Origin of the sequence: Phenylobacterium sp. (assembly GCF_965284355.1) — a bacterium.
In the GTDB taxonomy this organism is placed as follows: domain Bacteria; phylum Pseudomonadota; class Alphaproteobacteria; order Caulobacterales; family Caulobacteraceae; genus Phenylobacterium.
In genome coordinates, this window is the sequence record NZ_OZ260078.1 from 3,927,001 (window position 1) to 3,948,116 (window position 21,116).

The 21,116-nt window shown below is 69.2% G+C and carries 22 protein-coding genes and 1 tRNA gene; 14 read left to right on the forward strand and 9 right to left on the reverse strand.

Translation table 11 applies throughout. From position 1 onward, the window contains the following. Nucleotides 1-2: 2 nt before the first annotated feature. Complete coding sequence (locus ACQ66R_RS19425) at nt 3-1,139, forward strand: response regulator (RefSeq protein WP_430424616.1); 1,137 nt, start codon at nt 3-5, stop codon at nt 1,137-1,139. A 29-nt stretch (nt 1,140-1,168) separates the two neighbouring features. Next, entirely contained in the window at nt 1,169-1,663 is a 495-nt protein-coding gene (locus tag ACQ66R_RS19430; RefSeq protein WP_430424618.1) for a nuclear transport factor 2 family protein, read from the forward strand. Here the strand turns inward: ACQ66R_RS19430 and ACQ66R_RS19435 are convergent. The 3 genes from ACQ66R_RS19435 to ACQ66R_RS19445 all read right to left on the reverse strand — a co-directional run bounded on the left by ACQ66R_RS19435 (nt 1,660) and on the right by ACQ66R_RS19445 (nt 3,018). After that, on the reverse strand, nt 1,660-1,905 hold the full coding sequence (locus ACQ66R_RS19435; protein WP_430424620.1) for a DUF1272 domain-containing protein: 246 nt from the start codon (nt 1,903-1,905) through the stop codon (nt 1,660-1,662). The two genes, ACQ66R_RS19430 and ACQ66R_RS19435, sit on opposite strands and share 4 nt — an antisense overlap. A 61-nt stretch (nt 1,906-1,966) precedes the next feature. Continuing rightward, nucleotides 1,967-2,590 carry a VOC family protein gene (locus ACQ66R_RS19440; protein WP_430424622.1) on the reverse strand — a complete coding sequence of 208 codons (624 nt, stop codon included), beginning with the start codon at nt 2,588-2,590 and terminating at the stop codon, nt 1,967-1,969. Further along, on the reverse strand, nt 2,587-3,018 hold the full coding sequence (locus ACQ66R_RS19445; RefSeq protein WP_430424624.1) for a DUF1330 domain-containing protein: 432 nt from the start codon (nt 3,016-3,018) through the stop codon (nt 2,587-2,589). The genes ACQ66R_RS19440 and ACQ66R_RS19445 overlap by 4 nt, the downstream gene beginning before the upstream one ends. Nucleotides 3,019-3,141: 123 nt before the next feature. Between ACQ66R_RS19445 and carA the strand changes: the two genes are divergently transcribed. From carA to ACQ66R_RS19465, 4 genes are all read left to right on the forward strand, one after another. Next, nucleotides 3,142-4,314, forward strand: coding sequence for a glutamine-hydrolyzing carbamoyl-phosphate synthase small subunit (carA, locus tag ACQ66R_RS19450; protein ID WP_430424626.1), 1,173 nt, complete (start codon nt 3,142-3,144; stop codon nt 4,312-4,314). Nucleotides 4,315-4,499: 185 nt separating this feature from the next. Further along, on the forward strand, nt 4,500-4,775 hold the full coding sequence (locus tag ACQ66R_RS19455; protein WP_430424628.1) for a hypothetical protein: 276 nt from the start codon (nt 4,500-4,502) through the stop codon (nt 4,773-4,775). A 198-nt stretch (nt 4,776-4,973) separates the two neighbouring features. Continuing rightward, on the forward strand, nt 4,974-6,890 hold the full coding sequence (gene dnaG, locus ACQ66R_RS19460) for a DNA primase (protein WP_430424630.1): 1,917 nt from the start codon (nt 4,974-4,976) through the stop codon (nt 6,888-6,890). 82 nt (nt 6,891-6,972) lie between these two features. Further along, nucleotides 6,973-8,757: an ATP-binding response regulator gene (locus ACQ66R_RS19465; protein ID WP_430424632.1), complete on the forward strand. Its 1,785-nt coding sequence runs from the start codon at nt 6,973-6,975 to the stop codon at nt 8,755-8,757. Here the strand turns inward: ACQ66R_RS19465 and ACQ66R_RS19470 are convergent. Then, complete coding sequence (locus ACQ66R_RS19470) at nt 8,714-9,379, reverse strand: response regulator transcription factor (protein WP_430424634.1); 666 nt, start codon at nt 9,377-9,379, stop codon at nt 8,714-8,716. The two genes, ACQ66R_RS19465 and ACQ66R_RS19470, sit on opposite strands and share 44 nt — an antisense overlap. A 552-nt stretch (nt 9,380-9,931) precedes the next feature. Between ACQ66R_RS19470 and rpoD the strand changes: the two genes are divergently transcribed. Together rpoD and ACQ66R_RS19480 are read left to right on the forward strand one after the other, a co-directional pair. Beyond that, a complete protein-coding gene (rpoD, locus tag ACQ66R_RS19475) occupies nt 9,932-11,881 on the forward strand; it encodes an RNA polymerase sigma factor RpoD (protein ID WP_430424636.1) in 1,950 nt (649 codons plus the stop codon). Between the two features lie 213 nt (nt 11,882-12,094). Further along, nucleotides 12,095-13,735 carry a M28 family metallopeptidase gene (locus ACQ66R_RS19480; RefSeq protein WP_430424638.1) on the forward strand — a complete coding sequence of 547 codons (1,641 nt, stop codon included), beginning with the start codon at nt 12,095-12,097 and terminating at the stop codon, nt 13,733-13,735. Between the two features lie 92 nt (nt 13,736-13,827). On the opposite strand, the gene ACQ66R_RS19485 is transcribed toward ACQ66R_RS19480, so the two are convergent. Further along, nucleotides 13,828-14,448, reverse strand: a complete 621-nt coding sequence (locus ACQ66R_RS19485) for a TIGR02466 family protein (RefSeq protein ID WP_430424640.1) — start codon at nt 14,446-14,448, stop codon at nt 13,828-13,830. Between the two features lie 166 nt (nt 14,449-14,614). Between ACQ66R_RS19485 and ACQ66R_RS19490 the strand changes: the two genes are divergently transcribed. Together ACQ66R_RS19490 and ACQ66R_RS19495 are read left to right on the forward strand one after the other, a co-directional pair. Beyond that, on the forward strand, nt 14,615-15,484 hold the full coding sequence (locus ACQ66R_RS19490; protein ID WP_293359214.1) for a hypothetical protein: 870 nt from the start codon (nt 14,615-14,617) through the stop codon (nt 15,482-15,484). 71 nt (nt 15,485-15,555) lie between these two features. Beyond that, nucleotides 15,556-16,008: a DUF6152 family protein gene (locus ACQ66R_RS19495; RefSeq protein WP_430424642.1), complete on the forward strand. Its 453-nt coding sequence runs from the start codon at nt 15,556-15,558 to the stop codon at nt 16,006-16,008. Nucleotides 16,009-16,087: 79 nt separating this feature from the next. On the opposite strand, the gene ACQ66R_RS19500 is transcribed toward ACQ66R_RS19495, so the two are convergent. From ACQ66R_RS19500 to ACQ66R_RS19510, 3 genes are read right to left on the reverse strand one after another with little or no spacing between them, the layout of a single operon-like run. Continuing rightward, a complete protein-coding gene (locus tag ACQ66R_RS19500; RefSeq protein WP_430424643.1) occupies nt 16,088-16,306 on the reverse strand; it encodes a flagellar basal body rod C-terminal domain-containing protein in 219 nt (72 codons plus the stop codon). Nucleotides 16,307-16,358: 52 nt separating this feature from the next. Continuing rightward, a complete protein-coding gene (locus ACQ66R_RS19505; RefSeq protein WP_430424645.1) occupies nt 16,359-16,730 on the reverse strand; it encodes a TfoX/Sxy family protein in 372 nt (123 codons plus the stop codon). Between the two features lie 12 nt (nt 16,731-16,742). After that, on the reverse strand, nt 16,743-17,984 hold the full coding sequence (locus tag ACQ66R_RS19510; RefSeq protein ID WP_430424647.1) for a serine hydrolase domain-containing protein: 1,242 nt from the start codon (nt 17,982-17,984) through the stop codon (nt 16,743-16,745). A gap of 170 nt (nt 17,985-18,154) precedes the next feature. On the opposite strand from ACQ66R_RS19510, the gene ACQ66R_RS19515 reads away from it, so the two are divergent. The 3 genes from ACQ66R_RS19515 (at nt 18,155) to ACQ66R_RS19525 (ending at nt 20,032) form a co-directional block, all read left to right on the forward strand. After that, a complete protein-coding gene (locus ACQ66R_RS19515; protein ID WP_430424649.1) occupies nt 18,155-19,021 on the forward strand; it encodes an alpha/beta hydrolase in 867 nt (288 codons plus the stop codon). 194 nt (nt 19,022-19,215) lie between these two features. Beyond that, nucleotides 19,216-19,572, forward strand: coding sequence for an aspartate 1-decarboxylase (gene panD / locus ACQ66R_RS19520; RefSeq protein WP_293359197.1), 357 nt, complete (start codon nt 19,216-19,218; stop codon nt 19,570-19,572). Between the two features lie 4 nt (nt 19,573-19,576). After that, nucleotides 19,577-20,032, forward strand: coding sequence for a hypothetical protein (locus tag ACQ66R_RS19525; RefSeq protein ID WP_430424651.1), 456 nt, complete (start codon nt 19,577-19,579; stop codon nt 20,030-20,032). Here the strand turns inward: ACQ66R_RS19525 and ACQ66R_RS19530 are convergent. Further along, nucleotides 20,029-20,772 carry an SIMPL domain-containing protein gene (locus ACQ66R_RS19530; RefSeq protein WP_430424653.1) on the reverse strand — a complete coding sequence of 248 codons (744 nt, stop codon included), beginning with the start codon at nt 20,770-20,772 and terminating at the stop codon, nt 20,029-20,031. The two genes, ACQ66R_RS19525 and ACQ66R_RS19530, sit on opposite strands and share 4 nt — an antisense overlap. A 115-nt stretch (nt 20,773-20,887) precedes the next feature. Here ACQ66R_RS19530 and ACQ66R_RS19535 point away from each other — a divergent pair. Further along, a tRNA-Ile gene (locus ACQ66R_RS19535) sits at nt 20,888-20,963 on the forward strand. Nucleotides 20,964-21,116: the final 153 nt, after the last annotated feature.

Consider the following 21,116-nt stretch of genomic DNA (forward strand, 5'->3'; position numbering starts at 1 on the left):
CGATGCAGCGATGGCTGGCCAGGCTGGTCGGCGGGCACGCCGTGGCCCGGGCCCAGGCTCAGGCCGAACTGGCCGAGAGCCGGCTGCGTGACGCGATCGATGCGATCCCCGAGGGCGTGGTCTTCCTGGACGCCGAGGGTCGCTATGTCCTGTGGAATCGCCGCTACGCCGAGATCTATCACCGCTCGGCCGACCTCTTCCGGCCCGGCGCGCGCCTGATCGACACCCTGCGCGAGGGCGTGCGGCGGGGGGACTATCCCGACGCCGTCGGGCGCGAGGCCGAGTGGCTGGCCGCGCGCGAGGCCAAGCTCGCCACCGCCACCGGCGAACGCCATGAGCAGCAGGTGGCCGATGGCCGTTGGCTGATGATCGAGGAGCGGCGCACCTCGGACGGGGGCGTCATCGGCCTGCGGGTCGATATCACCGAGATGAAGCGCCAGGCCGAGGCGCTGGAGCAGGCGCTGGCCCACGCTGAGGCCGCTCATCGCGCCAAGGCCGAGTTCCTGTCGGACATGAGCCACGAGCTCCGCACGCCCCTGAACGGCGTGCTCGGGCTGGCCCAGGCTCTGGACGCCACCGACCTGGGGCCCGACCAGCGCGCCCTGGTCTCGGAGATCCGTGCCGCGGGGCGCCAGCTGGACCGGCTCGTGAACGGTCTGCTGGACTATGGCGACGTCGACCTCGCCCCTGACGACCATCCGGTGCGGACCGCGCCCGACCGGCCGCTACGGGTGCTGGCGGCGGACGACAATCCCACCAACCGCAAGGTGCTGGAGCTGATGCTGGAGGCGGCGGGGGTCGAGGTGGTGACCGTGGAGAACGGGTTCGAGGCGGTGGAGGCCTGGCGGGTCGGCGGCTTCGACGCGGTGCTGATGGACCTGCGTATGCCGGTCACCGACGGCCTGTCGGCGATCCGCGCCATCCGGAGCGAGGAGCGGGCCCTGGGCCGGCCGCGCACGCCGGCGGTGGTGCTGTCCGCCAATACCTCGGCCGACGACCGCGCCGCCAGCGCCGCGGCGGGCGCCGACGGACACATCGCCAAGCCGATCCGGGTCGAGTCGCTGTTTGCGGCCCTGGAGGCCGCGCTCAGCGCCCACGTGACCGAGGTCGCGATGGCGAACTGTGGTGAGTCCGCCTAGCGTCCTCCCCGGACGGTTGGAGATGGCGCATGGACAAGCCACGGATGAGCCGCCGGGTGGCCCTCACAACGGCCCTGGCGGGCGTCGCTGCAGCGCCGGCGGCTGGGGCCGCGGACCGACGCGCGGAGGCGGAAGCGACCCTCAGGGCTTTCCTGCACGCCTTCGAGAATGACGATCTCGCGGCCATGGAGGGGGCGTTCGCGCCCGACGCGGTCAGCTTCGACGTGGTGGTGGCCTCGCCTGAGGCGTCATCGCCGCTTGCTCGCGACGCGGTCCGTCGCAAGCCCGGCATGCCGCCGGTGATGCGCCGGCTCGTCCAGAGCACGCCAAAGGCCGCCTCTGGACCGCCCTACCGCAAGCTCGATCCCAAGGACCTGCTGGTGCAGACGGAGGGCGAGATGGCGCTCTGCACGTTCCATCTCGAGCTGCCGACATCGCTGGCGCGGCGCACGGTGGTGCTGGTCCGGCGCAGCGGCACCTGGAAGATCCTGCACATCCATGCGTCGAACGTCGTGACCGCCTAGGCGGCGCAGGCCTTGTGAGCCTTGGTCACCCGTTCGGTCGAGGCGGGGAAGCGGGCCAGGGCGCCGGCGGGGCGGATCGGCCGCCGCACCAGCTCGCCCGTGCAGTTCGGGCAGGTCCCGGCGAGGCGATTGTCGGCGCAGTCCGCACAGAAGGTGCACTCGAACGTGCAGATGCGGACGTCGGGGCTGTCGACGGCCAGGTCGCGGTCGCAGCATTCGCAGTTGGGTCGGAGAGCGAGCATGCCGATAATCTCCCTCAGCTTAGGCTTGGCAGAAATGCCAAAGTTCCCTCGTTTTCTGCCGCTACGGTCCCGTCAGGACGACGCCTTCGATCTCGGCGGTGAAGCGCGGGGCCGGGCCCTCGGCGACCTCGATGTCGAGACCGAGCGCGCGGTAGTGGCCCGAGAGCTCGGCGGCGCGCGGGTGGGTCACGCTGAAGCGGATGAGGCGGGGGCCGGCAGGTGATGTGATCGAAGGGTGCGGGGTCGCGCCCCAGTCGATGAAGAAGGGGATGAAGGTCCCGAAATCGTGGCCGCCGATCAGCAGCATGCGCCATTCCAGGAGCTCGCCGGTCGCGGTGCGGCGCGAGCCGGGGACGGGGCCGAACGGGGCCAGCCCGGCCGCGGCCGCCGCCGCCGCGACGGCCTGAAGGTCCGAAGCCTGAGCGGCCCAGTTCACGAGGGCAGGGGTCTCCAGCCCGGCGAGCTGCTGGCCGAAGCCGCGGAGCTCGGTGTGCCCGGGCGCGGGCGCCAGCACTTCCAGGTAGACCCCGCCGCCCAGCGAGAGCAGCGCATTGGTCGTGCCCATCGTCGGGTGGACGCCGCCCGGCGCCGGCGCCACGCCCAGCTGCGCGGTCACCTCGCGGACGCCGACGTCGAGGTCAGGCGCGCCGAACAGGAGGTGGTCGAGGGCGACCTCGGGGGTCATTCCCCGAAGCCTTCGCCCGGCTCCTGGGGCGTGAGGCACAGCAGCCGCGAGTCGGCCACGCCGGCCGTACGGTGCTTCACGTGCTCGCGGTACTCGGGGTCGCGGACCATGGCGATGAACGCTTCGGCGTCGGGGTACTCGGCGATGAAGGCCAGGTCCCACGCCTCGGCCTGGGGACCGGTCACCATCACCTGCGGCGCGCCCACCCAGACCTGCCGGCCGCCGACGCGGGCGAACACCTCGGCGGACGTGCGGCCATAGGCGCGGTAGGCGTCGAGACCCGTCAGATCCTTGCCGTGGTCGGGGTGGTCGGCCGGATACTCGGCCTTCGGCTTGAGGCGGATCAGGTTCAGCATGTTGATCGGCTGGCTCTTGGGCAGGGTCTTGAACACAGCCCAGGCCTCGCGATCCGGATCGATATAGGTCATAGGTCCCCCCGCCGCATTGACCGCACCTGCGGGACTCACTACCTAGCGCGCCGTTTGCCCAGGCGCCGCCCCGCGGCGCCAGACCTTAGACGTCGCGCCGACAGCGCGACAAGGAGCCCCGCCATGAGCCGCGACCTGCTGCCCGGCTGCACCGGAGTCCTTGTGCTCGCCGACGGGACCGTCCTGCAGGGGATCGGGGTCGGCGCGGTGGGCGATGCGGTGGGCGAGGTGTGCTTCAACACCGCCATGACCGGCTACCAGGAGATCCTCACCGACCCCTCCTACATGGCCCAGATCGTGGCCTTCACCTTCCCGCACATCGGTAACGTCGGCACGAACGTCGAGGATATCGAGCAGATGTCGGGCTCGGCGGAGACGGCGGCCCGCGGCGCGATCTTCCGTGACCTGCCGACCCGGCCGGCCAACTGGCGCGCCGACAGTGATCTCGAGACCTGGATGAGCCGCAGGGGCGTCATCGGCCTCGCCGGCGTCGACACCCGCGCGCTCACCAAGGCGATCCGCGAGCACGGCATGCCGCACGGCGTGATCGCCCACAATCCGGACGGCGTGTTCGACCTCGACGCGCTCGCCGCCAAGGCCAAGGCCTGGTCGGGCCTCGAAGGGCTGGATCTGGCCAAGGACGCCTCGTGCCTGCAGCCCTTCGTCTATGAAGAGGGCCTGTGGAGCTGGGAAGGCGGCGGTTACGCCAAGGCGGCCGAACAGCCGAAGTACGAGGTGGTGGTCGTCGACTACGGCGTGAAGCGCAACATCCTGCGGGCGCTGACCTCGGTGGGCGCGCGGGTCACCGTGGTGCCGGCCAAGACCTCGGCCGAGGACATCCTGGCGCGCAACCCGGACGGCGTGCTGCTGTCGAACGGGCCCGGCGATCCGGCGGCGACCGGCGAGTACGCGGTGCCCGAAATCCAGAAGCTGGTGGCGAGCGGCAAGCCCGTCTTCGGCATCTGCCTGGGCCACCAGATGCTGGCGCGTGCGCTGGGCGCCCAGACGGTGAAGATGGAGCAGGGCCACCACGGGGCGAACCACCCGGTGAAGGACCTGACCACGGGCAAGGTCGAGATCGTGTCGATGAACCACGGCTTCACGGTCGACCGCGACAGCCTGCCCGAGCCTGTGGTCGAGACCCACGTCTCGCTCTTCGACGGCACGAACGCCGGCCTGGCGCTGAAGGACAAGCCCGTCTTCTCCATCCAGCACCACCCGGAAGCCTCGCCGGGGCCGACGGACAGCCTCTACCTGTTCGAGCGCTTCGCCGGGCTCATGGACAAGGCGAAGTAGGGTCAACTCAGCCGATAAGCTGGCCGCTTTCGCGAGCGGTCCACATTTCCGGTTGGCATACCCTTGCGATGCGAACGTCGGTCACTAAGTAACGCGCGTCCGGGAAGCTCGGCCGTGAGAGCCCGCGCGTCCGGACGGGAAATGAACAGGAACTGGGTCGCCCTTCTGTCAGACGAGGAACGACCATGATGCGCACGCTTGCCCTGGCCCTTGCCGCCAGCGCCCTCATCGCCGCCCCCGCCGCCGCCGGCACGGCCAAGGTGACCCTGGAGGGCAAGACGCCCCAGGAAGTCAGCCGCGCCGTCTGGGCCGCCGCCCATCGCGCCTGCCTGAAGCGCGAGATCGCGATCACCGTGATGGAAGCGCACCGCGCCTGCGTGGTGGCCACCTACAAGAGCACCCTCGCCAACTCCGGCAAGCCGAACCTGATGGCCCTGGCCGACACGCTCCCCGCGTCCTGATCGTCGGAGCTTCTCGGCCCGCGCCGCGGAAGCGGCGGGGCCGGGCGGCAACCGCGGCCGGATCGCTGGTCGGCGACATGCGTCCGCTTCTGACATCGCTGGAACCCACAGGTTGTCCACAGGGGAATCAGCGCATCGCACGGGTGCGGCTTGCGGCTCTCTCGCGCTTGCCGTCGGGAGATGTGAAGGCACGGTGTGATGGTCGGGCGGTTCGACGAACGGTTTTTGGAGGAGATCAAGTCGCGGCTTCGGCCGTCCGACGTGATCGGTCGCACCGTCAAGCTGCGCAAGCAGGGCCGCGAGTATGTGGGCCTGTCGCCGTTCAACAAGGAAAAGACCCCCTCGTTCTACGTGAACGACGACAAGGGGATGTTCTTCGACTTCTCGTCGGGCAAGACCGGCGACCTGATCACCTACCTGCAGGAGACCGAGCGGCTGAGCTTCGCCGAGGCGGTCGAGCGGCTGGCAGGCGAGGCGGGGGTGCCGCTGCCGGCGGTGGATCCGCGTGGGGCCGAGCAGGAGAAGGTTCGGCAGGGCCTGGGCGACTGGCTGGAGCTGGCGGCCCAGTGGTTCGAGGCCGATCTGCGCCGCCCGCACGGCCGTGAGGCGCGAGCCTATCTGGAAAAGCGCGGCCTGCCCGAGGCCGAGTGGGCCCGGTTCCGGATCGGCTTCTCGCCGTCGAGCCGCACCGCGCTGAAGGACTACCTGATCACCAAGGGCGCCAAGCCGGGCGAGCTGGTCGAGGCCGGCCTGCTGGTGGCGCCGGAGGAGGGTGGGGCGCCCTACGACCGGTTCCGCGACCGCATCATCTTTCCGATCCTGGACGCGCGCGGCCGGGTGGTCAGCTTCGGCGGCCGGGCCATGGATGCGCAGGCGCGCGCCAAGTACCTGAACGGCCCCGAGACCGTGGTCTTCCACAAGGGCCACCACCTCTACGGCCTGTCCGAGGCGCGCAAGATCCTGGCCGCCGCCAAGGCCGACGAGGCGCCGCCGTTGGTGGTGGTGGAAGGCTACATGGACGTCATCGCCTGCATCCGCGCCGGCGTCCCGGCGGTGGCGGCCATGGGCACGGCCCTGGGCGAGGACCAGATGGAGGCGCTCTGGCGCCACCACCCGGAACCCACCCTCTGCTTCGACGGCGACCGGGCGGGCCGCCAGGCCGCGTCGCGGGCGATCGATCGGGCCCTGCCGTTGCTGAAAGCCGGCCGCAGCCTGCAGTTCGCCCTCGTCGAGGGCGGCAAGGACCCCGACGATGTGCTGCGAGACCAGGGCGCCCCGGCGCTCCGCGCCCAGCTGACCAAGACCACGCCCTTCGCCGAGGCGCTGTTCCGCCGGGAGCACGACGAGGCCGAGCCGCTGGACACGCCTGAGCGGAAGACCGCGCTGAAGGTGCGGCTGCGCAAGCTGGCCGCCAGCATCGCCGACCCCGACCTGGCGCAGGCCTACAAGGAAGACCTGCTGGCCCGCTACGAGGCCCTGTGGCCGACGCGGGCGCCGGTCTACACGGTGGGGGCTGCGGGCCGGGAGCTGTCGCGGGCCCGCTGGGACAAGCGCAAGCCCGCGCTCACGGGCGCCACGGCTGAGGGCAAGGACGCGGCCCAGCGCCTGCGCGCGTCGTCCAAGCCGCTGTCGGCGGCCCTGGCGCATGCGGCGGTCCACGACCTGACCCTGCTGGACGACTCCATCGAGCTGGTGGGCTCGCGCGGCTTCGGCGACGAGAAGCTGGACAAGCTGGCTCACGAACTGGTGCGCCTGCGCTACGAGACCGACCACCTGGAGATGGACGCGCTGTACCGGCGTCTGCTGGCCAGCGGCGTGACCAAGGCCGACCTGGACCGCGTCGAGCGCGAGGCCGGGCGCGCGGGCGTCTCCGCGCCGTTCCTCAAGGAGAGCGGCGTGCGGGCGCGTATCCTGTGGCGGCAGGCGTTCGACCTCCTGATGCAGCTGGAGGCCCTTGAGCGCGCCGTCGAGACCGCCCTGCAGGATGTCGGCCGCGATCCCAGCGCGCTCAACACCCTGGGTCCCCTGAAGGCGGAGCGCGACCATCTGCGCCGCCTGATCAACAGCGACTGGACCCAGGACGAGATGGCGCCGCCCACCGTGCTCCCGCACTGACCTTGCTTTCCCACGCCGTGGGAAAGGACCTACGACTTTAGTCCAATTTCGAAGCGCGGCCGCAGGGCGTACAACGTGGGCCATGGACGGGGCGCGCGATGGGGACCAGCCGACGCCGACGCTGACCGACAAGGTTCGCGCCGAGCAGGTCCGCATGCTCTACGCGGACGGCGCATCGTACTTCTCGACCATGGCCGCGAGCGCCACCCTCGCCGGCATCCTCATCTGGCAGAACACCCTGTCTCCGGCGATCGCGGCGCTCTGGCTGGGGTTCATGGTGTTCCATACGGTGGTACGGCTTGGCGTACGGGTGGCCTACAAGCGCGCCAATCCGCCGGTCGCCGAGTGGCGCAAGTGGGGGCGCTGGTTCGTCGCCGGCTGCGTCGTCAGCGGCCTGACGTGGGCGGTGGCGTTGCCGTTCCTGTTGTCGCCCGAGCGCTTCGACCTGCAGACGCTGGTGATCGTGTCGCTGGTGATCGGCACCTACGGCGTCATCGGCTCGGCCGGTGCGCTCAAGGCGGCGTTCGGCACGTTCTTCCTGCCGTTCCCCTCGGTGGTGGTGTGGATGCTCTACCAGGGCGACACCCTGCATGTCGCCTGCGCGATCCTGCTGTGCCTCTGGCTGCCCAGCGTGCTGACCATGGGCAACCGCTTCAACGAGACGCTGGAGGAGGCGCTCAAGCTGCGCTTCGAGAATGCCGCCCTGGCCGACGACCTGCGCGCCCAGAAGCAGGTGGCCGAGCAGAACAGCCTGGCCAAGTCGCGCTTCCTGGCCGCCGCCAGCCACGACCTGCGCCAGCCCGTCCATGCGCTGGGCATGTTCATCGGCGCGATGCGCGGCCACCGGCTGCCCCGGCGCTCACTGGAGCTGGTGGACCAGATGGACGCCTCGATCGGCGCCCTGGACGGCCTGTTCAGCTCGCTGCTGGACGTTTCGCGCCTGGACGCCGGGGTCATCGAGAGCAAGCCCGCGGCGATGCCGGTTCAGCCGCTGCTGACCCGCATCTGCCGCGAGCTTGAGCCGGAAGCCGAGGCCAAGGGGATCGACCTGGTGGTCGTGCCCACCACGGCCTGGGTCCGCAGCGATCCGGTGCTGCTGGAGCGGGTGCTGCGCAACCTGATCAGCAACGCGGTGCGCCACACGCAGAAGGGCTGGGTGGTCGTGGGCTGTCGGCGGCGCGGGCGGCGCTATTGCCTGGAAGTGCGGGACACGGGCCCAGGTATCCCGGAGCACCTGCGCGAATCCGTGTTCGAGGAGTTCTACCAGGTCGACAATCCTGACCGCGACCGGGCCAAGGGCCTGGGTCTGGGTCTGCCCATCGTGCGCCGCCTGACCGCCATTCTGGATCATCCGCTGGAGATGGAGAGCGAGCCGGGACAGGGAACGACGTTCCGGGTGCTGGTCCCGCGCGCCGCCGCCGCCAGGGTCGCCTCGCCCCCGTCGCCGCGCGAAGGCGTGCTGGCCGACGTGCGCACCGGCGTGATCCTGGCCATCGACGACGAGCAGGCGATCCGGGTGGGGATGACCGCGCTGCTGGAAAGCTGGGGCCATACGGTGGTCGCGGCCTCCGGCAGCGAGGCGGCGATCGCGGCGTTCACGGCGCGACCGGCGCCGGACGTCATCGTCTGCGACCACCGGCTGCGGGGCGAGACCGGCGTCGAAGCCATCCGGCGTGTCCACGCGGCGTTGGGCGTCGACGTACCGGCGATCCTGGTGACCGGCGACACCTCGCCCGAGAACATCCGCGAGGTGCAGGCCAGCGGCTATCCGCTGCTGCACAAGCCCCTGTCGCACGCCCGGCTGCGCGCGGCGGTGACCGCGCTCATTCGCCGTCGCGCAAGCCCGCCGGCAGCGGCTGCGGAATGAGCCCGGCGGCCTGGGCGGCGTGGGCGGCCTGGGTGCGGTTGGTGACGGCCAGGGTGCGGAAGATCGCGCCCACGTGGGCTTTCACGGTCTTCTCCGACAGATTGAACTTGCGGCCGATCTCCTTGTTGGAGAGCCCGCGGGCCAGAGCCTCCAGCACCTCGCTCTGGCGCGGCGTGAGCTCCAGAAGGGGCCCACGTTCGGGCCGCCCGCGCGTGGGTGTCTCGCCCGTCTGCAGCATCTGGGACGGGACGTAGATCTCGCCGGCCATCACCATCCGCACGGCGGTCAGCAGCACCTCGGGGTTGGCCGACTTCGGCACATAGCCCAACGCGCCGCGGCGCAGCGCCTCGCGGACATCCTCGGGGTCTTCGGACGACGACAGGATCAGGACGGGCAGTTCGGGGCGGCGGCGACCGATCTTTCCCATGGCCGCGAAGCCGTCGGCTCCGGGCATACGCAGATCGAGGAGGACCGCGTCCAGATCGGCCCGGGTGGCGACCACCGCCAGCGCCTGCGCCACGTCGCCCGCGTGGACGACCTCGGTCGCGGCGCCCTGATCGCGCAGCAGCGCTGCAAGCCCTTGCCGGACCAGGGTGTGATCGTCGACCACCAGGATCTTCATGTCGACTAGGTGACTCGCGGTTGAGAGTCGGCGCAAGCGCCCGGCTGTCGTGGGGTTGCTCTCTCAACCCCTACGGATCGCCTCGACCGCCGGTTGCCAACAGGTCGCCTTAAGGTCGGTGAGCTGCGGCGAAACGACCAGGCCGGTTCAGCCATTGGGTGCGTCGCCTTGACACCGGACGACTCGCACGCCATCTGCGGGCCTGCGGATTTAGCGCGCTACGACAGACATCGCCGGGCCGTTGCGAACACGAACGCGCCCCCCACGCGGATCATGATGTCTCCCTCGATGTGCGGAAATCCCAGTGGTCGCGCCGTTCCCGCGGTCGACGCCACGTAGACGCTGTGAAGGGCATCCTTCCCGGCGATTTGCTGCATGGCGCGTCCAATGGCGGTGATGAAGCGTAGCCACTGGCGGAACGCGATCAGATTGCACGGAACGAATTGGCGGACTGCGGGTCGTATTGACGCGACCTCTCGATCCCCGGGCCGCCGCCCACCATTTTCGGCCCGCCGCTTGCAAGAGTGGTGGCAGCCGATTTCGGAGATTTAGATGAGCGCTAACACGGCCGAAACCGAAGCCCCCGAGTCCACGGCCGGCGACGGTCCGCTGCTCGACCTCACGGATGCGGCGGTCAAGAAGTTCATCAAACAGGCCAAGACGCGCGGCTACGTCACGATGGACGAGCTGAACAAGGTCTTGCCGTCCGAGGAAGTCACCTCGGAACAGATCGAAGACACCCTCGCCATGCTGAGCGAGATGGGCGTCAACGTGGTCGAGTCCGAGGACGACGCCGAGGGCGGCGAAGTGGCCGTGCGCGAGGAATCGGCGGTCGTAGAAACGACCAAGGAGCCGGCCTACGACCGCACCGACGACCCGGTGCGTATGTACCTGCGCGAAATGGGCTCGGTGGAGCTGCTGTCGCGCGAGGGTGAAATCGCCATCGCCAAGCGTATCGAGGCCGGCCGCGACACGATGATCCGCGGCCTGTGTGAGAGCGCCCTGACCTTCGAAGCCATCATGGTTTGGCGCGAAGAGCTGGAAGGCGGTCGCATCCTGCTGCGCGAGGTGATCGACCTCGAACAGACCTACGGCGGCGTGAACGCCGCTGCGGCCGAGGAACTGGCCGCCAACGCGCCGCCGGCCGAGGAAGAAGAAGCCGCCGAGGTCAACGAGGACGGGGAAGCCGTCGCCAAGGGCGAGAGCGACGACGACGACGAATTCGACGACGGCGCCGGCCCGACCATCAGCGCGATGGAAGCCGAGTTGCGCGAAGGCGTCATGGCGACCCTGGACGCCATCGCCGGCGAATTCGAGGCCTTCCGCCTGCTGCAGGAGAAGCTGGTCGGCGCGAAGCTGAAGGGCGAGGACCTGAGCGAGAAGGACCGCGCCGCCTACCAGGCCGCCGCGGGCGCGATCGTCCTGCACCTCAAGACCCTGAAGCTGAACAACAATCGTATCGAGGCGCTGGTCGAACAGCTCTACGCGATCAACAAGCGGCTGATGGTTCTCGAGGGGCGCCTGCTCCGTCTTGCCGACAGCTACGGCATCAGCCGCGGCGAGTTCCTGAAGGCCTACTTCGGCCAGGAGATGCGGCCCGACTGGCGCGACCAGGTGAAGGCCCTGGGCGTACGCTGGACCAAGTTCGCCGACAACGACGCCGGCCAGATCACCGACATCCGCAACGAGATCGCCGCCCTGGCGCAAGAGACGGGCGTGCCGATCGACGACTACCGCCGCATCGTCCAGACGGTGCAGAAGGGCGAGCGCGAGGCCCGTCAGGCGAAGAAGGAAATGGTCGAGGCCAACCTGCGCCTCGTGATCTCCATCGCCAAGAAGTACACCAACCGCGGCCTGCAGTTCCTGGACCTGATCCAGGAGGGCAACATCGGCCTGATGAAGGCAGTCGACAAATTCGAGTACCGCCGCGGCTACAAGTTCTCGACCTACGCCACCTGGTGGATCCGGCAGGCGATCACCCGCTCGATCGCCGACCAGGCCCGGACCATCCGCATCCCGGTGCACATGATCGAGACGATCAACAAGATCGTCCGCACCAGCCGCCAGATGCTGCACGAGATCGGCCGTGAGCCGACCCCCGAAGAGCTGGCCGAAAAGCTGGCCATGCCGCTGGAGAAGGTGCGCAAGGTCCTGAAGATCGCGAAGGAGCCGATTTCGCTCGAAACGCCGATCGGCGACGAGGAAGACAGCCACCTGGGCGACTTCATCGAGGACAAGAACGCCGTCCTGCCGATCGACGCGGCGATCCAGTCCAACCTGCGCGAGACCACCACCCGCGTGCTGGCGTCGCTGACGCCGCGCGAGGAACGTGTTCTGCGCATGCGCTTCGGCATCGGCATGAACACCGACCACACCCTGGAAGAAGTCGGGCAGCAGTTCAGCGTCACGCGCGAACGGATCCGCCAGATCGAAGCCAAGGCGCTGCGCAAGCTGAAGCACCCCTCGCGGTCGCGGAAGCTGAGGAGCTTCCTCGACAGCTGATCTGGGTCCACAACGCATCAGTAGGCTGACGGCGTGAGCTGATCGGCTGAAACTCCCCGGGCTCAACTCCGGGGAGTTTTCGTATGCGCTCGCGCGACGGCTCGTTCTTAGCCTGCCGTCAGCGCCTCGGTCGGTTGAAATCTATGGAGAAATGCCGCGCTGGCGCGGTGGCGTGCGCCTGCGCTAGAGATGGCGCAAACCTGGGAGTTTCGCTTGAACCCGTCACCGATCCTGGCCGGCCTCGCAGCCACGGCCCTGCTTGTCTCGTCCGCGACCGCGCAGACCTCTGCCGCCTTCCAACCCTCCGCGGACAACATCCGCGCGCATGTGAGCTTCCTGGCCAGCGACCTGCTGGAGGGCCGCGAGGCGGGTTCGAAGGGCTATGACATCGCCGCCGGCTATGTCGCCTCGCAGTTCGCGCAGCTGGGCCTGAAGCCCGCCGGCAACGACGGGACCTACTTCCAGACGGTCCCGCTGGTCGCGTTCCGGCCGGCGGAGGAGGGTGTCTTCGTCGTGCGCGGCAAGGACGGCGTGGCGGTCCCGCTGGTGTTCGGCGAAGACGTGCTGAGCGGCCGCAACGCCGGGCCGCGGGATCACAAGGTTTCGGCCCCGCTGGTGTTCGCTGGCTGGGGAGTCGTCGCGCCGGAGAAGAAGCACGACGACTACAAGGGCCTGAACGTGAAGGGGAAGATCGTCGTCGTCCTGACCGGCGGCCCGCCCGGCTTCCAGACCGAAGAACGCGCCTTCTACGGCAACGCCCGCACCAAGCAGGTCGCGGCCGCCAAGGCCGGCGCGATCGGCGTGATCTATGTCTCCACGCCCAAGGACGAGGCCCGCAGGCCCTTCGCCGAGGGCAAGCGCACGTGGCGCGCCTGGTCGATGACCTGGCGCGGTCCGGACGGGAAGGCCTACGAGGCGGCGCCGGGCGCGCCCGGCCTGGGCGGCGTCAGCGTCAAGGGCGCCGAGAAGCTGTTCGCCGGCGCCCCCAAGACGTTCGCCGAGGTGGCTGCGACCGCCGATGGCGGCAAGGGCGCGGTCCCGCGCTTCGCCCTGGCCACCAGCCTGGACGTGACGCTGCGCACCGAAGTGAAGACCATCCAGAGCCCCAACGTCGCGGGCCTGATCGAGGGCTCGGATCCCAAGCTGAAGGACGAGGTGATCGTCCTGTCGGCGCACCTGGACCACATCGGCGTGACCGCGCCGCTGAACGGCGACGAGATCAACAACGGCGCGCTCGACAACGCCGGCGGCATCGCCACCACGCTGGAGGTGGCGCGCGGCTTCCGCGAGGCCGGCAAGGCGCCGCGCCGCTCGGTGCTGTTCCTGGCCGTCACCGCCGAGGAGAAGGGCCTGCTGGGCGCGGAGTACTTCGCCCGCAATCCGACCGTGCCGGGCGCCCTGGTGGCCAACGTCAACCTGGACATGCCGATCCTGACCTATGACTTCCTGGACGTGGTCGCGTTCGGCGCCGAGCGCTCGACTTTGGCGCCGGCGGTGCAGCGCGCCGCCCAGCGCGCAGGCGTCTCACTCTCGCCCGATCCGATGCCGGAGGAGGGGCTGTTCACCCGCTCGGATCACTTCCGTTTCGTGGAGATCGGCGTGCCCTCGACGTTCCTGATGACCGGCTTCCAGAACGGCGGCGAGGCCAAGTTCCGCGGCTTCCTCAAGGACTGCTACCACAAGCCCTGCGACGACCTGGGGCAGGGGATCGACTACGCCGCCGGCGCCAAGTTCGCCCGGATCAACTACGAGATCGCCCGCGAACTGGCCGACGCGGACGCCCGCCCGCAGTGGAACAAGGGCGACTTCTTCGGAAGCAAGTTCGCCCCGGCCCAAGCCATCGCGGATCGCTAGGCGGCTGCAACCCACCGCCATGATTCTGATCGCTGCGGCCATGGGCAGGCCGGCGGCGACTCCCCTAGCGTGGGGCGGTGTTCATCGCCGCCCTATCGCCATCCATAGTTGAAGCTGACGCTGACCCGCGGGGTCTTGGCGCGGTTCACGGGCACCTCGTGGCGCAGCCAGCTCTCCCACATGTAGATCGTGCCGGGTTCCGGCTGGAGGTAGACGAAGGTCTGGGCGGCTTCGGGCGCGTCGGGCCGGCGCGGCGGGGCGGCCATCATCAGCGGCAGGCGCGGATCCTCGAGGCGCAGCGCGCTCGCGCCGGGCGGCGTCGCGACGTAAACCGTGCCGGAGAGCACGCTGTGCGGGTGGACGTGGCCCGAGTGGGCCGCGCCCGGCTTGAGGATGTTCACCCACAGGCTGTCCATGCGCAGCTTGCCGCCCTGCAGGTCGAAGGCCAGCTGATCGGCGAAGACCTTGGCGTGCTTGTCGAGCCGCCGCTTGAGCTCGTCGAAGACGCTCATCCGCTGCGGCAGGTCGTTCAGCGAAGCGTACGACGTGTATCCGCCGTAGCCGTGCTCGCGGCTCCAGGCGCGGCCGGCGACGTCCTCCTCGGCGAGAGACTGGCAGGCGTCCAAAATCTCGCGGTTGAAATTTTCGAAGCTACGGTCTGTTGTAAGGCTGGCTTCATAGACCGGCGTGGCGAAGAGCGGGCGCAGCGTCATGCTGCGTGGCTTAAAGCAGCCTCCGGCTTTGTGAAAGTGGGCGGCTTCGCCGCGTCGGCGTTTGTCAAAGAGTCGGCGTCGCTGGCGCGGTGCGCGAAGGTTGATTAGGGTTGGCGTCAATTACAGCTTTGCCGGTTGCAGGCGGAGCGTTGGGGGAAACGAGAACATGATGAAGTTCATGGCGGCGCTGGCTGTTGTGGGCCTGGTGGCGGCGGCCCCGGCGCCGGTGCTGGCGCAGAAGGCCAAGGCGGGCGCGACCTACAAGGCTCCGCGCGGTCCCGACGGCAAACATCCCGATCTCAACGGCGTCTGGCAGGTGATGAACACCGCCGGCTGGGACATCGAGCCCCACGCTGCGCGCGCGGCGCTGCAGATGCGGCCCGGCCCGTTCGTGCCCGTGCCGGCCAAGGCCGTGGTGGCGCTGGGCGCGGTGGGCGCGGTGCCGGCAGGTCTCGGGATCGTGGAAGGCGGCGAGATCCCCTACACCCCCGAAGCCAAGAAGAAGCGCGACGAGAACCGCGCCAACTACCTCAGCCTGGAGACCGGCGACCCCGAGGTGAAGTGCTACCTGCCCGGCGTGCCGCGTGCGAACTACATGCACCTGCCGTTCCAGATCTTCCAATCCGAGAAGTCGATGATCGTCGCCTACGAGTACGCGGGCGCGGTGCGGAACTTCCTGTTCACCGACCCGGGCCCGGCCCCGGTCGACAGCTGGATGGGCCAGTCGGTGGCGAAGTGGGATGGCGACAGCCTGGTGGTGACGGTGACGGGCATGAACGACCGCACCTGGTTCGACCGGGCGGGCAACCACCACTCCGACCAGATGAAGGTCGAGGAGCGCTGGACCCCGACGGGCCCCGGCGTGATGCGGTACGAGGCCACGATCACCGACCCGGCCACCTTCACCCGGCCGTGGAAGATGAGCTTCAACCTCTACAAGCGTCAGGGCGAGGACGCGCGCCTGAACCAGTTCAAGTGCGTCGAGTTCGTCGAGGAGCTGATGTACGGCGACCTGCGCAAGGAACCGCTGAAGTAGCGAACTAAGGAATCGGTCGGCAAACCCGACCTTCTAGAGATACAGTCTGCATCCGGCGTTGGAGGCGCGAGATGACGAAGAAGAAGCTGATGATCGCAGGGGCCGTGGGTGCGGCGCTCGCCGTCGCCGCCGCCGGCGGCGCGGCGTGGGCCCACCACGCCTTCGCGGCCGAGTTCGACGGCAAGGCCCCGGTCCTGCTGCGCGGCAAGGTCACGCGGGTGGAGTGGATCAATCCGCACGCCTGGGTTCACATGGCCGCCGTCAACAAGGACGGCACCACCACGGCGTGGATGGTCGAGGGCGGTACGCCCAACACCCTGATGCGTTCGGGGATCACCAAGGCCTCGCTGCCCCCGGGCACCGAGATCATCGTCCGCGGCTATCAGTCCAAGGACAAGCTCTGCCGTCCGGCCTGCAAGGCCAACGGCCGCGACGTGACGTTCCCGGACGGCAAGAAGCTGTTCATGGGCTCGTCGGGCACGGGCGCGCCGCAGGACGGCTCGGACCCGACCGAGAAGAAGTAGGATTCCCGGCGCAGGCCGGATGCGGAAAGGGGAGCCGCGAGGCTCCCCTTTTTCGTGCGCGGAAGACGGGCGGCTTCGGCTACTTCTGAGTCTCGAGCAGTGAGTCCCACATGTCCTGGGCGAAGCCGATCACCGACAGGTTGGCGGTGAAGGCGTGCTTGGACTGGATCATCTCGACCATCGCGCCTTCGACGTCGACGGGCTGGTCGCCGCCCATGCGGGAGACTTCGACGGCGGCCGTCTCGAAGCGGCGCGAGGCCGCCATGAGGCCGTAGCGGGCGGTTGCGATGGGGTCCATACCGCCACGCTGACACGAGACCGGTTAAGCCGGTGCTCGCAAACGTCGTGAACTAAGTCTTACGCGGCTTGCGGGGCTTCTTTTCCTTCCGCGGCATCGCCGACGTAAAGGCGTAGGCCGCCTGCAGGGTTTCGGCAAAGCGGCCCTCGTCCTCCAGCACCGCGTCGGGCAGCACCACATAAGCCCGCATCGGCCGGCCCGGCATCGGCTCGAAGTGTCGCACGCCGAACTTGGCGTCGAGCTCGGCGTGCAGGGTGGGCGGCAGGCGCGCGAACGCGATCTCCTGGAGGAGGCCCGCGAACATGTTGCCGTTCACGAAGGCGCAGGGCTGGCCGAACATGCGTCGCCGCTCCAGCCCTGGGCCGTCGGGCAGGCAGGCGTCGAACAGGTCGACCATCCCCTGCGAGGGCTTGGTCCAGGCCATGGCGGCCGACCCCTAGCCCAGCGCGGCGTAGACCATCTTCTGGAACATCGGACAGCCGATGCGACCCGTCGGCCGCTGGCCCTGCATCGCCGTCACCGCTTCGGGGCCCAGCGGCATGGAGTCCTGGATCAGGTAGATCAGGATCATGTCGTTGGCCGGGTCGGCCTGCCACCAGGTGCCGAAGGCGCCCGGCCAGCCGAACGCGCCCGCCGCGCCCGCGCCCATCCACTCGTGCTTCTGGGCGTCCAGCACCATCGACGTGCCGAGGCCGAAGCCCTGTGAGAGCCAGAACGGCATGCCCATGAACGTATGGCCGCGCTGCTCCTCGGTGAGCAGGTTCGTGGTCATGGCGTCGATGGTTTCGGGCTTGGCCAGACGCACGCCGTCCACCTCGCCGCGGCCCAGCATCAGCCGGGCGAACTTCAGATAGTCGTCGAGGCAGGACACCAGCCCGCCGCCGCCGCCCTCGAATGGCGCAGGGGTCGGCGGATCGGACCACGACACGTCCTTCAGCCCGCCTTCCAGGGGCGCCTGATAGAGCTTGGCCATCCGTCCGCGCTTCTCGGGCGGCGTCCAGAAGCCGGTGTCGTGCATGCCGAGCGGCGCGAAGATGCGTTCCTTCAGCACCTCGCCCAGCGACTTGCCCTCGATGCGCGCCACCAGGAAGCCCAGCACGTCGGTGGCGTGGCTGTAGTGGAAGCGCTCGCCCGGATGGTAGCTGAGCGGCAACTCGCCCAGGCGCTTCATCCACTCGTCGGGGCCGTGGGGATTGGCCAGCGCCGAGCCCAGCTTCTCTTCGTGCGCGTGGGCGATCGGGCCCATCGACGTGAAGCCGTAGGCCAGGCCCGAGCGATGGGTCATCAGGTCTTCGACCGTGATGTCGCGCTGGGCCGGCACGGTGGAATCCAGCGGCCCGGTCGCATCGGTCAGGACCTGCATATCCTTGAACTCGGGCAGCCACTGGGTGACCGGGTCGGTGAGCTTCAGCTTGCCTTCCTCGACCAGCATCAGCGCTGCCAGCGTGGTCACGGGCTTGGTCATCGAGGCGATGCGGAACAGCGTGTCCCGCTCCATCGGCAGGCCGGCCTCGATGTCGCGCTGGCCGATGGTGTTCACCTGCACCACTTCACCGCGGCGCCAGACCATCGTGACCATGCCCGAGAGGGCGCCCTGGTCGACCAGGCCCTTCAGCGCCGGTCCCACCTGCGCCAGCACTTCCGGCTTGAAGCCTGCCGGGGCCTGAGCTCCATCCACGAGACGTCTCCCTTATCGTTGTTCAGTTGGATTAGCGCAGGGCGGCGGGGCGGACGTCAAGCGCGACGCGAGGGCAGGGCGCCTTGCGTCCCGGCGCCGGGACCCAACGTACAGGCGAAGGGCGCAGCGACGGTTGCGCCGCCGCGCCCGCGTCCGTAGGTCTGACCCCGATGTCCGCTCCCATCAGCAAGCGTTCGGCCCTGGCCGCCCTCTCCGGAACCTTCGCGGCGGCCTGCTCGCCGCTCAGCCTCTTCGCCACCCTTTCGCCCAAGGACCCGGCCAGCCAGGTGGCGCGCGGCGCGGCCTATGGCGCGGGCGAGCGCCAGCGCCTGGATGTCTATGCGCCGCGCAAGGGCGCCCAGCCCGCGCCCGTCGCCGTGTTCTTCTATGGCGGCTCGTGGGACTCCGGACGGCGACAGGACTACAACTGGGCCGGTCGCGCCCTGGCGTCGCGCGGCTTCCTGACCGTTGTCGCCGACTACCGCCTGTATCCAGAGGTGCGGTATCCCGGCTTCCTGGAAGACGGCGCGCAGGCTGTGGCCTGGGCCAGCCAGAACGCCCGGCGCCTGGGCGGCGATCCCGGCCGCACGGTGATCGTGGGCCACTCGGCCGGCGCCTACAACGCCGTGATGCTGGCGCTGGATGGCCGCTACCTGCAGGCCGCCGGCGTCGATCCGAAGTCGGTGAAGGCGATGGCGGGCCTCTCAGGCCCCTACGATTTCCTGCCGATCGCGAGCGACATCACCGAACGGATATTCGGCGGGACCGCAGACCTGCCGTCGACCCAGCCCCTGGCCTATGTGCGCCCGGATTCGCCGCCCGCGTTCCTGGCGACGGGCGCGGCCGACGATATGGTCTGGCCCAAGAACACCATCGCGCTGGCGAAGAAGCTGCGCGAGGCGGGCGTGCCCGTGGAAGAGCGCCACTACGACGGCGTCGACCACGTGAACATGGTGCTGGCGCTGTCGCGGCCGCTCCGGGGACGGGCTCCGGTGCTGGACGAAATGACGGGCTTCCTGCGTCGCTACGCCGGCTGACGTCTCGCTGCGGTGCGCAAGGCGCAGTCGGCGCGCAAGCGCGAGCGTCACCTGTCTCACTCGCAAACCCTTACGATGTAAGGAAATCGTGAGCTCGACAGACGCTGCGGCAGCTTGCGGCATTGCCGCATTGAACCGGGTCCGAGGCGTGCGTATATGCCCGCCCTCGGGGCTCTAGCCGGCAAGGACCGCATATGTTGCTCACGCTGATGAAGGCCAAGCTGCACCGCGCCACGGTGACCCAGGCCGACATGGACTACGAGGGCTCCATCGCCATCGACCGCGACCTTCTCGACGCGTCGGGCATCCTGCCGCACGAGCAGGTGGACGTCCTGAACATCACCAACGGCGCCCGCTTCACCACCTATGCCATCGAAGCGCCACGTGGTTCGCGTGTGATCGGCGTCAATGGCGCCGCCGCCCGGCTCGTCCAGAAGGGCGACAAGGTGATCGTCGTCACCTATGGGATGCTGCCCGCCGAGGAAGCCCGCAACTATGCTCCGACCGTGGTCCTGCTGGACGACGCCAACCAGATCAAGAACGCCGCCTGAGGCCTTGGCGGGGGTCGCGCTGGCGGCCCTCTCCCTCACCGCCTGCTCGCCGACCGCGCCGCCGGGCGTCGATCGCGACCAGCTGGACACGGCCGTCTCGCGCGCCATCGGCGACCCCAACAGCTGCCTGCTGATCGCCAAGGCGGGGACGGGCAAGCTCTACTACCGCTACAACACCTACACCGCTTGCGACCGCGAGCAGCCGTCGTGCGAGGGGCCCGGGAAGGCCAAGGTGGGCCAGCTGCTGGACCGCACGGTGAAGAGCCGCGCAGCCGTCATGCTCAGCTGCGACAGCAAGGCCGACGCCTCGCGCGGGGTCGGGTGGGCGGCCGGTCCCATCGCTGGGACCGACCTCGTCTATGCCGCAATGATGGAGGGCGACCGCGCCTTTCCGGGCCGGATAATGGCCGACCGCCTGGAAGGCGCTTTCCGCCGCGCGAAGGTGTCGAAGGCGCCTTAGCGGGTGACTTCGTAGAGGCCGGCCACGTCGATGCGCACCGTCAGCTCGCCGGCCTGAACCGGCGTGGCGTCCTTTGCGAAGCCGCGGGCCGCGGTCATCTCCAGCATCGGCATCGGAGGCCGCGGCGCATACCCGCCGCCTTCGCTCAGCGACACCAGGCGGGCCACGCGATAGCCGGTGGCCTTGGCGTAGAGCTCGGCCTTGGCCGCCAGCGCCTTCACCGCCGCTTCGCGCGCGGCGTTCTCGGCCGCCGTCGCGTCGACCAGGCCGAAGCTGATTCCCTGGATCTGATTGGCGCCGGCGTTGACCGTCGCATCCACCGCGGCGCCCAGCTTCTTCAGGTCCAGCACCCGGATCGTGACCTGGTTCGAGACCTGGTAGCCGGTCAGGATCGGGGCCTGGTTCTCCACGTACCGGTACTGCGGGTTCAGGTTCAGGCCCGAGGTCTGAATGTCCTTCTGGGCGACGCCGGCCTTTTTCAGGCTGGCGATCACGGCGTTCATGCGCGTGGCGTTGGCGGCCATCGCCTCGGCGGCCGTCTTGCCCTCGGTCATCACGCCCAGGGTGATCATCGCCATGTCGGGCTCGACGCGGGTCTCGCCATAGGCGGCAAGGTTCAGCGTCGTGGCGCGGAACATGGTGTCGGCCGCGGGCGGCGCGGCCTGGGCCAGGGCGGCGGGGGCCGCGGCGGTGAGGGTCAGCGCCAGCCCAAGTCCGGCGGCGCGCATCAGGGTCTTCATAACAAGCTCCAGTGGGGGAGGATGGAACACGGTCCAAGCGTCGCAGTTCCAACCTGAACGCAAGCTTTAAGCGCCGTGCAGCCCATGCTAACCGCGGCGGGCACGAGCGCTGCAGGGGCCTGTAGCTCAATGGTTAGAGCCGACCGCTCATAACGGTCTGGTTGCAGGTTCGAGTCCTGCCGGGCCCACCAGCAGCGCGTTTCGAGCGGTCCCGTGGTACGAAAACCGTTTGATACCGACACGTCTCGACGCGATACCAACAGCCATGTCCCTCTGAGACGCCAAGCTCCGGATTTCCGGGTCGGCGCCCGGGCGGCGAATGAGTTGGATCTTGTTCGACATCG

Bases quoted from the DNA above. Each gene is read 5' to 3' on its own strand.
- ACQ66R_RS19425 (WP_430424616.1), top strand. From the start codon at position 3: ATGCAGCGATGGCTGGCCAGGCTGGTCGGCGGGCACGCCGTGGCCCGG.
- ACQ66R_RS19430 (WP_430424618.1), top strand. From the start codon at position 1,169: ATGGACAAGCCACGGATGAGCCGCCGGGTGGCCCTCACAACGGCCCTG.
- ACQ66R_RS19435 (WP_430424620.1), bottom strand. From the start codon at position 1,905: ATGCTCGCTCTCCGACCCAACTGCGAATGCTGCGACCGCGACCTGGCC.
- ACQ66R_RS19440 (WP_430424622.1), bottom strand. From the start codon at position 2,590: ATGACCCCCGAGGTCGCCCTCGACCACCTCCTGTTCGGCGCGCCTGAC.
- ACQ66R_RS19445 (WP_430424624.1), bottom strand. From the start codon at position 3,018: ATGACCTATATCGATCCGGATCGCGAGGCCTGGGCTGTGTTCAAGACC.
- carA (WP_430424626.1), top strand. From the start codon at position 3,142: ATGAGCCGCGACCTGCTGCCCGGCTGCACCGGAGTCCTTGTGCTCGCC.
- ACQ66R_RS19455 (WP_430424628.1), top strand. From the start codon at position 4,500: ATGATGCGCACGCTTGCCCTGGCCCTTGCCGCCAGCGCCCTCATCGCC.
- dnaG (WP_430424630.1), top strand. From the start codon at position 4,974: ATGGTCGGGCGGTTCGACGAACGGTTTTTGGAGGAGATCAAGTCGCGG.
- ACQ66R_RS19465 (WP_430424632.1), top strand. From the start codon at position 6,973: ATGGACGGGGCGCGCGATGGGGACCAGCCGACGCCGACGCTGACCGAC.
- ACQ66R_RS19470 (WP_430424634.1), bottom strand. From the start codon at position 9,379: ATGAAGATCCTGGTGGTCGACGATCACACCCTGGTCCGGCAAGGGCTT.
- rpoD (WP_430424636.1), top strand. From the start codon at position 9,932: ATGAGCGCTAACACGGCCGAAACCGAAGCCCCCGAGTCCACGGCCGGC.
- ACQ66R_RS19485 (WP_430424640.1), bottom strand. From the start codon at position 14,448: ATGACGCTGCGCCCGCTCTTCGCCACGCCGGTCTATGAAGCCAGCCTT.
- ACQ66R_RS19490 (WP_293359214.1), top strand. From the start codon at position 14,615: ATGATGAAGTTCATGGCGGCGCTGGCTGTTGTGGGCCTGGTGGCGGCG.
- ACQ66R_RS19495 (WP_430424642.1), top strand. From the start codon at position 15,556: ATGACGAAGAAGAAGCTGATGATCGCAGGGGCCGTGGGTGCGGCGCTC.
- ACQ66R_RS19500 (WP_430424643.1), bottom strand. From the start codon at position 16,306: ATGGACCCCATCGCAACCGCCCGCTACGGCCTCATGGCGGCCTCGCGC.
- ACQ66R_RS19505 (WP_430424645.1), bottom strand. From the start codon at position 16,730: ATGGCCTGGACCAAGCCCTCGCAGGGGATGGTCGACCTGTTCGACGCC.
- ACQ66R_RS19515 (WP_430424649.1), top strand. From the start codon at position 18,155: ATGTCCGCTCCCATCAGCAAGCGTTCGGCCCTGGCCGCCCTCTCCGGA.
- panD (WP_293359197.1), top strand. From the start codon at position 19,216: ATGTTGCTCACGCTGATGAAGGCCAAGCTGCACCGCGCCACGGTGACC.
- ACQ66R_RS19530 (WP_430424653.1), bottom strand. From the start codon at position 20,772: ATGAAGACCCTGATGCGCGCCGCCGGACTTGGGCTGGCGCTGACCCTC.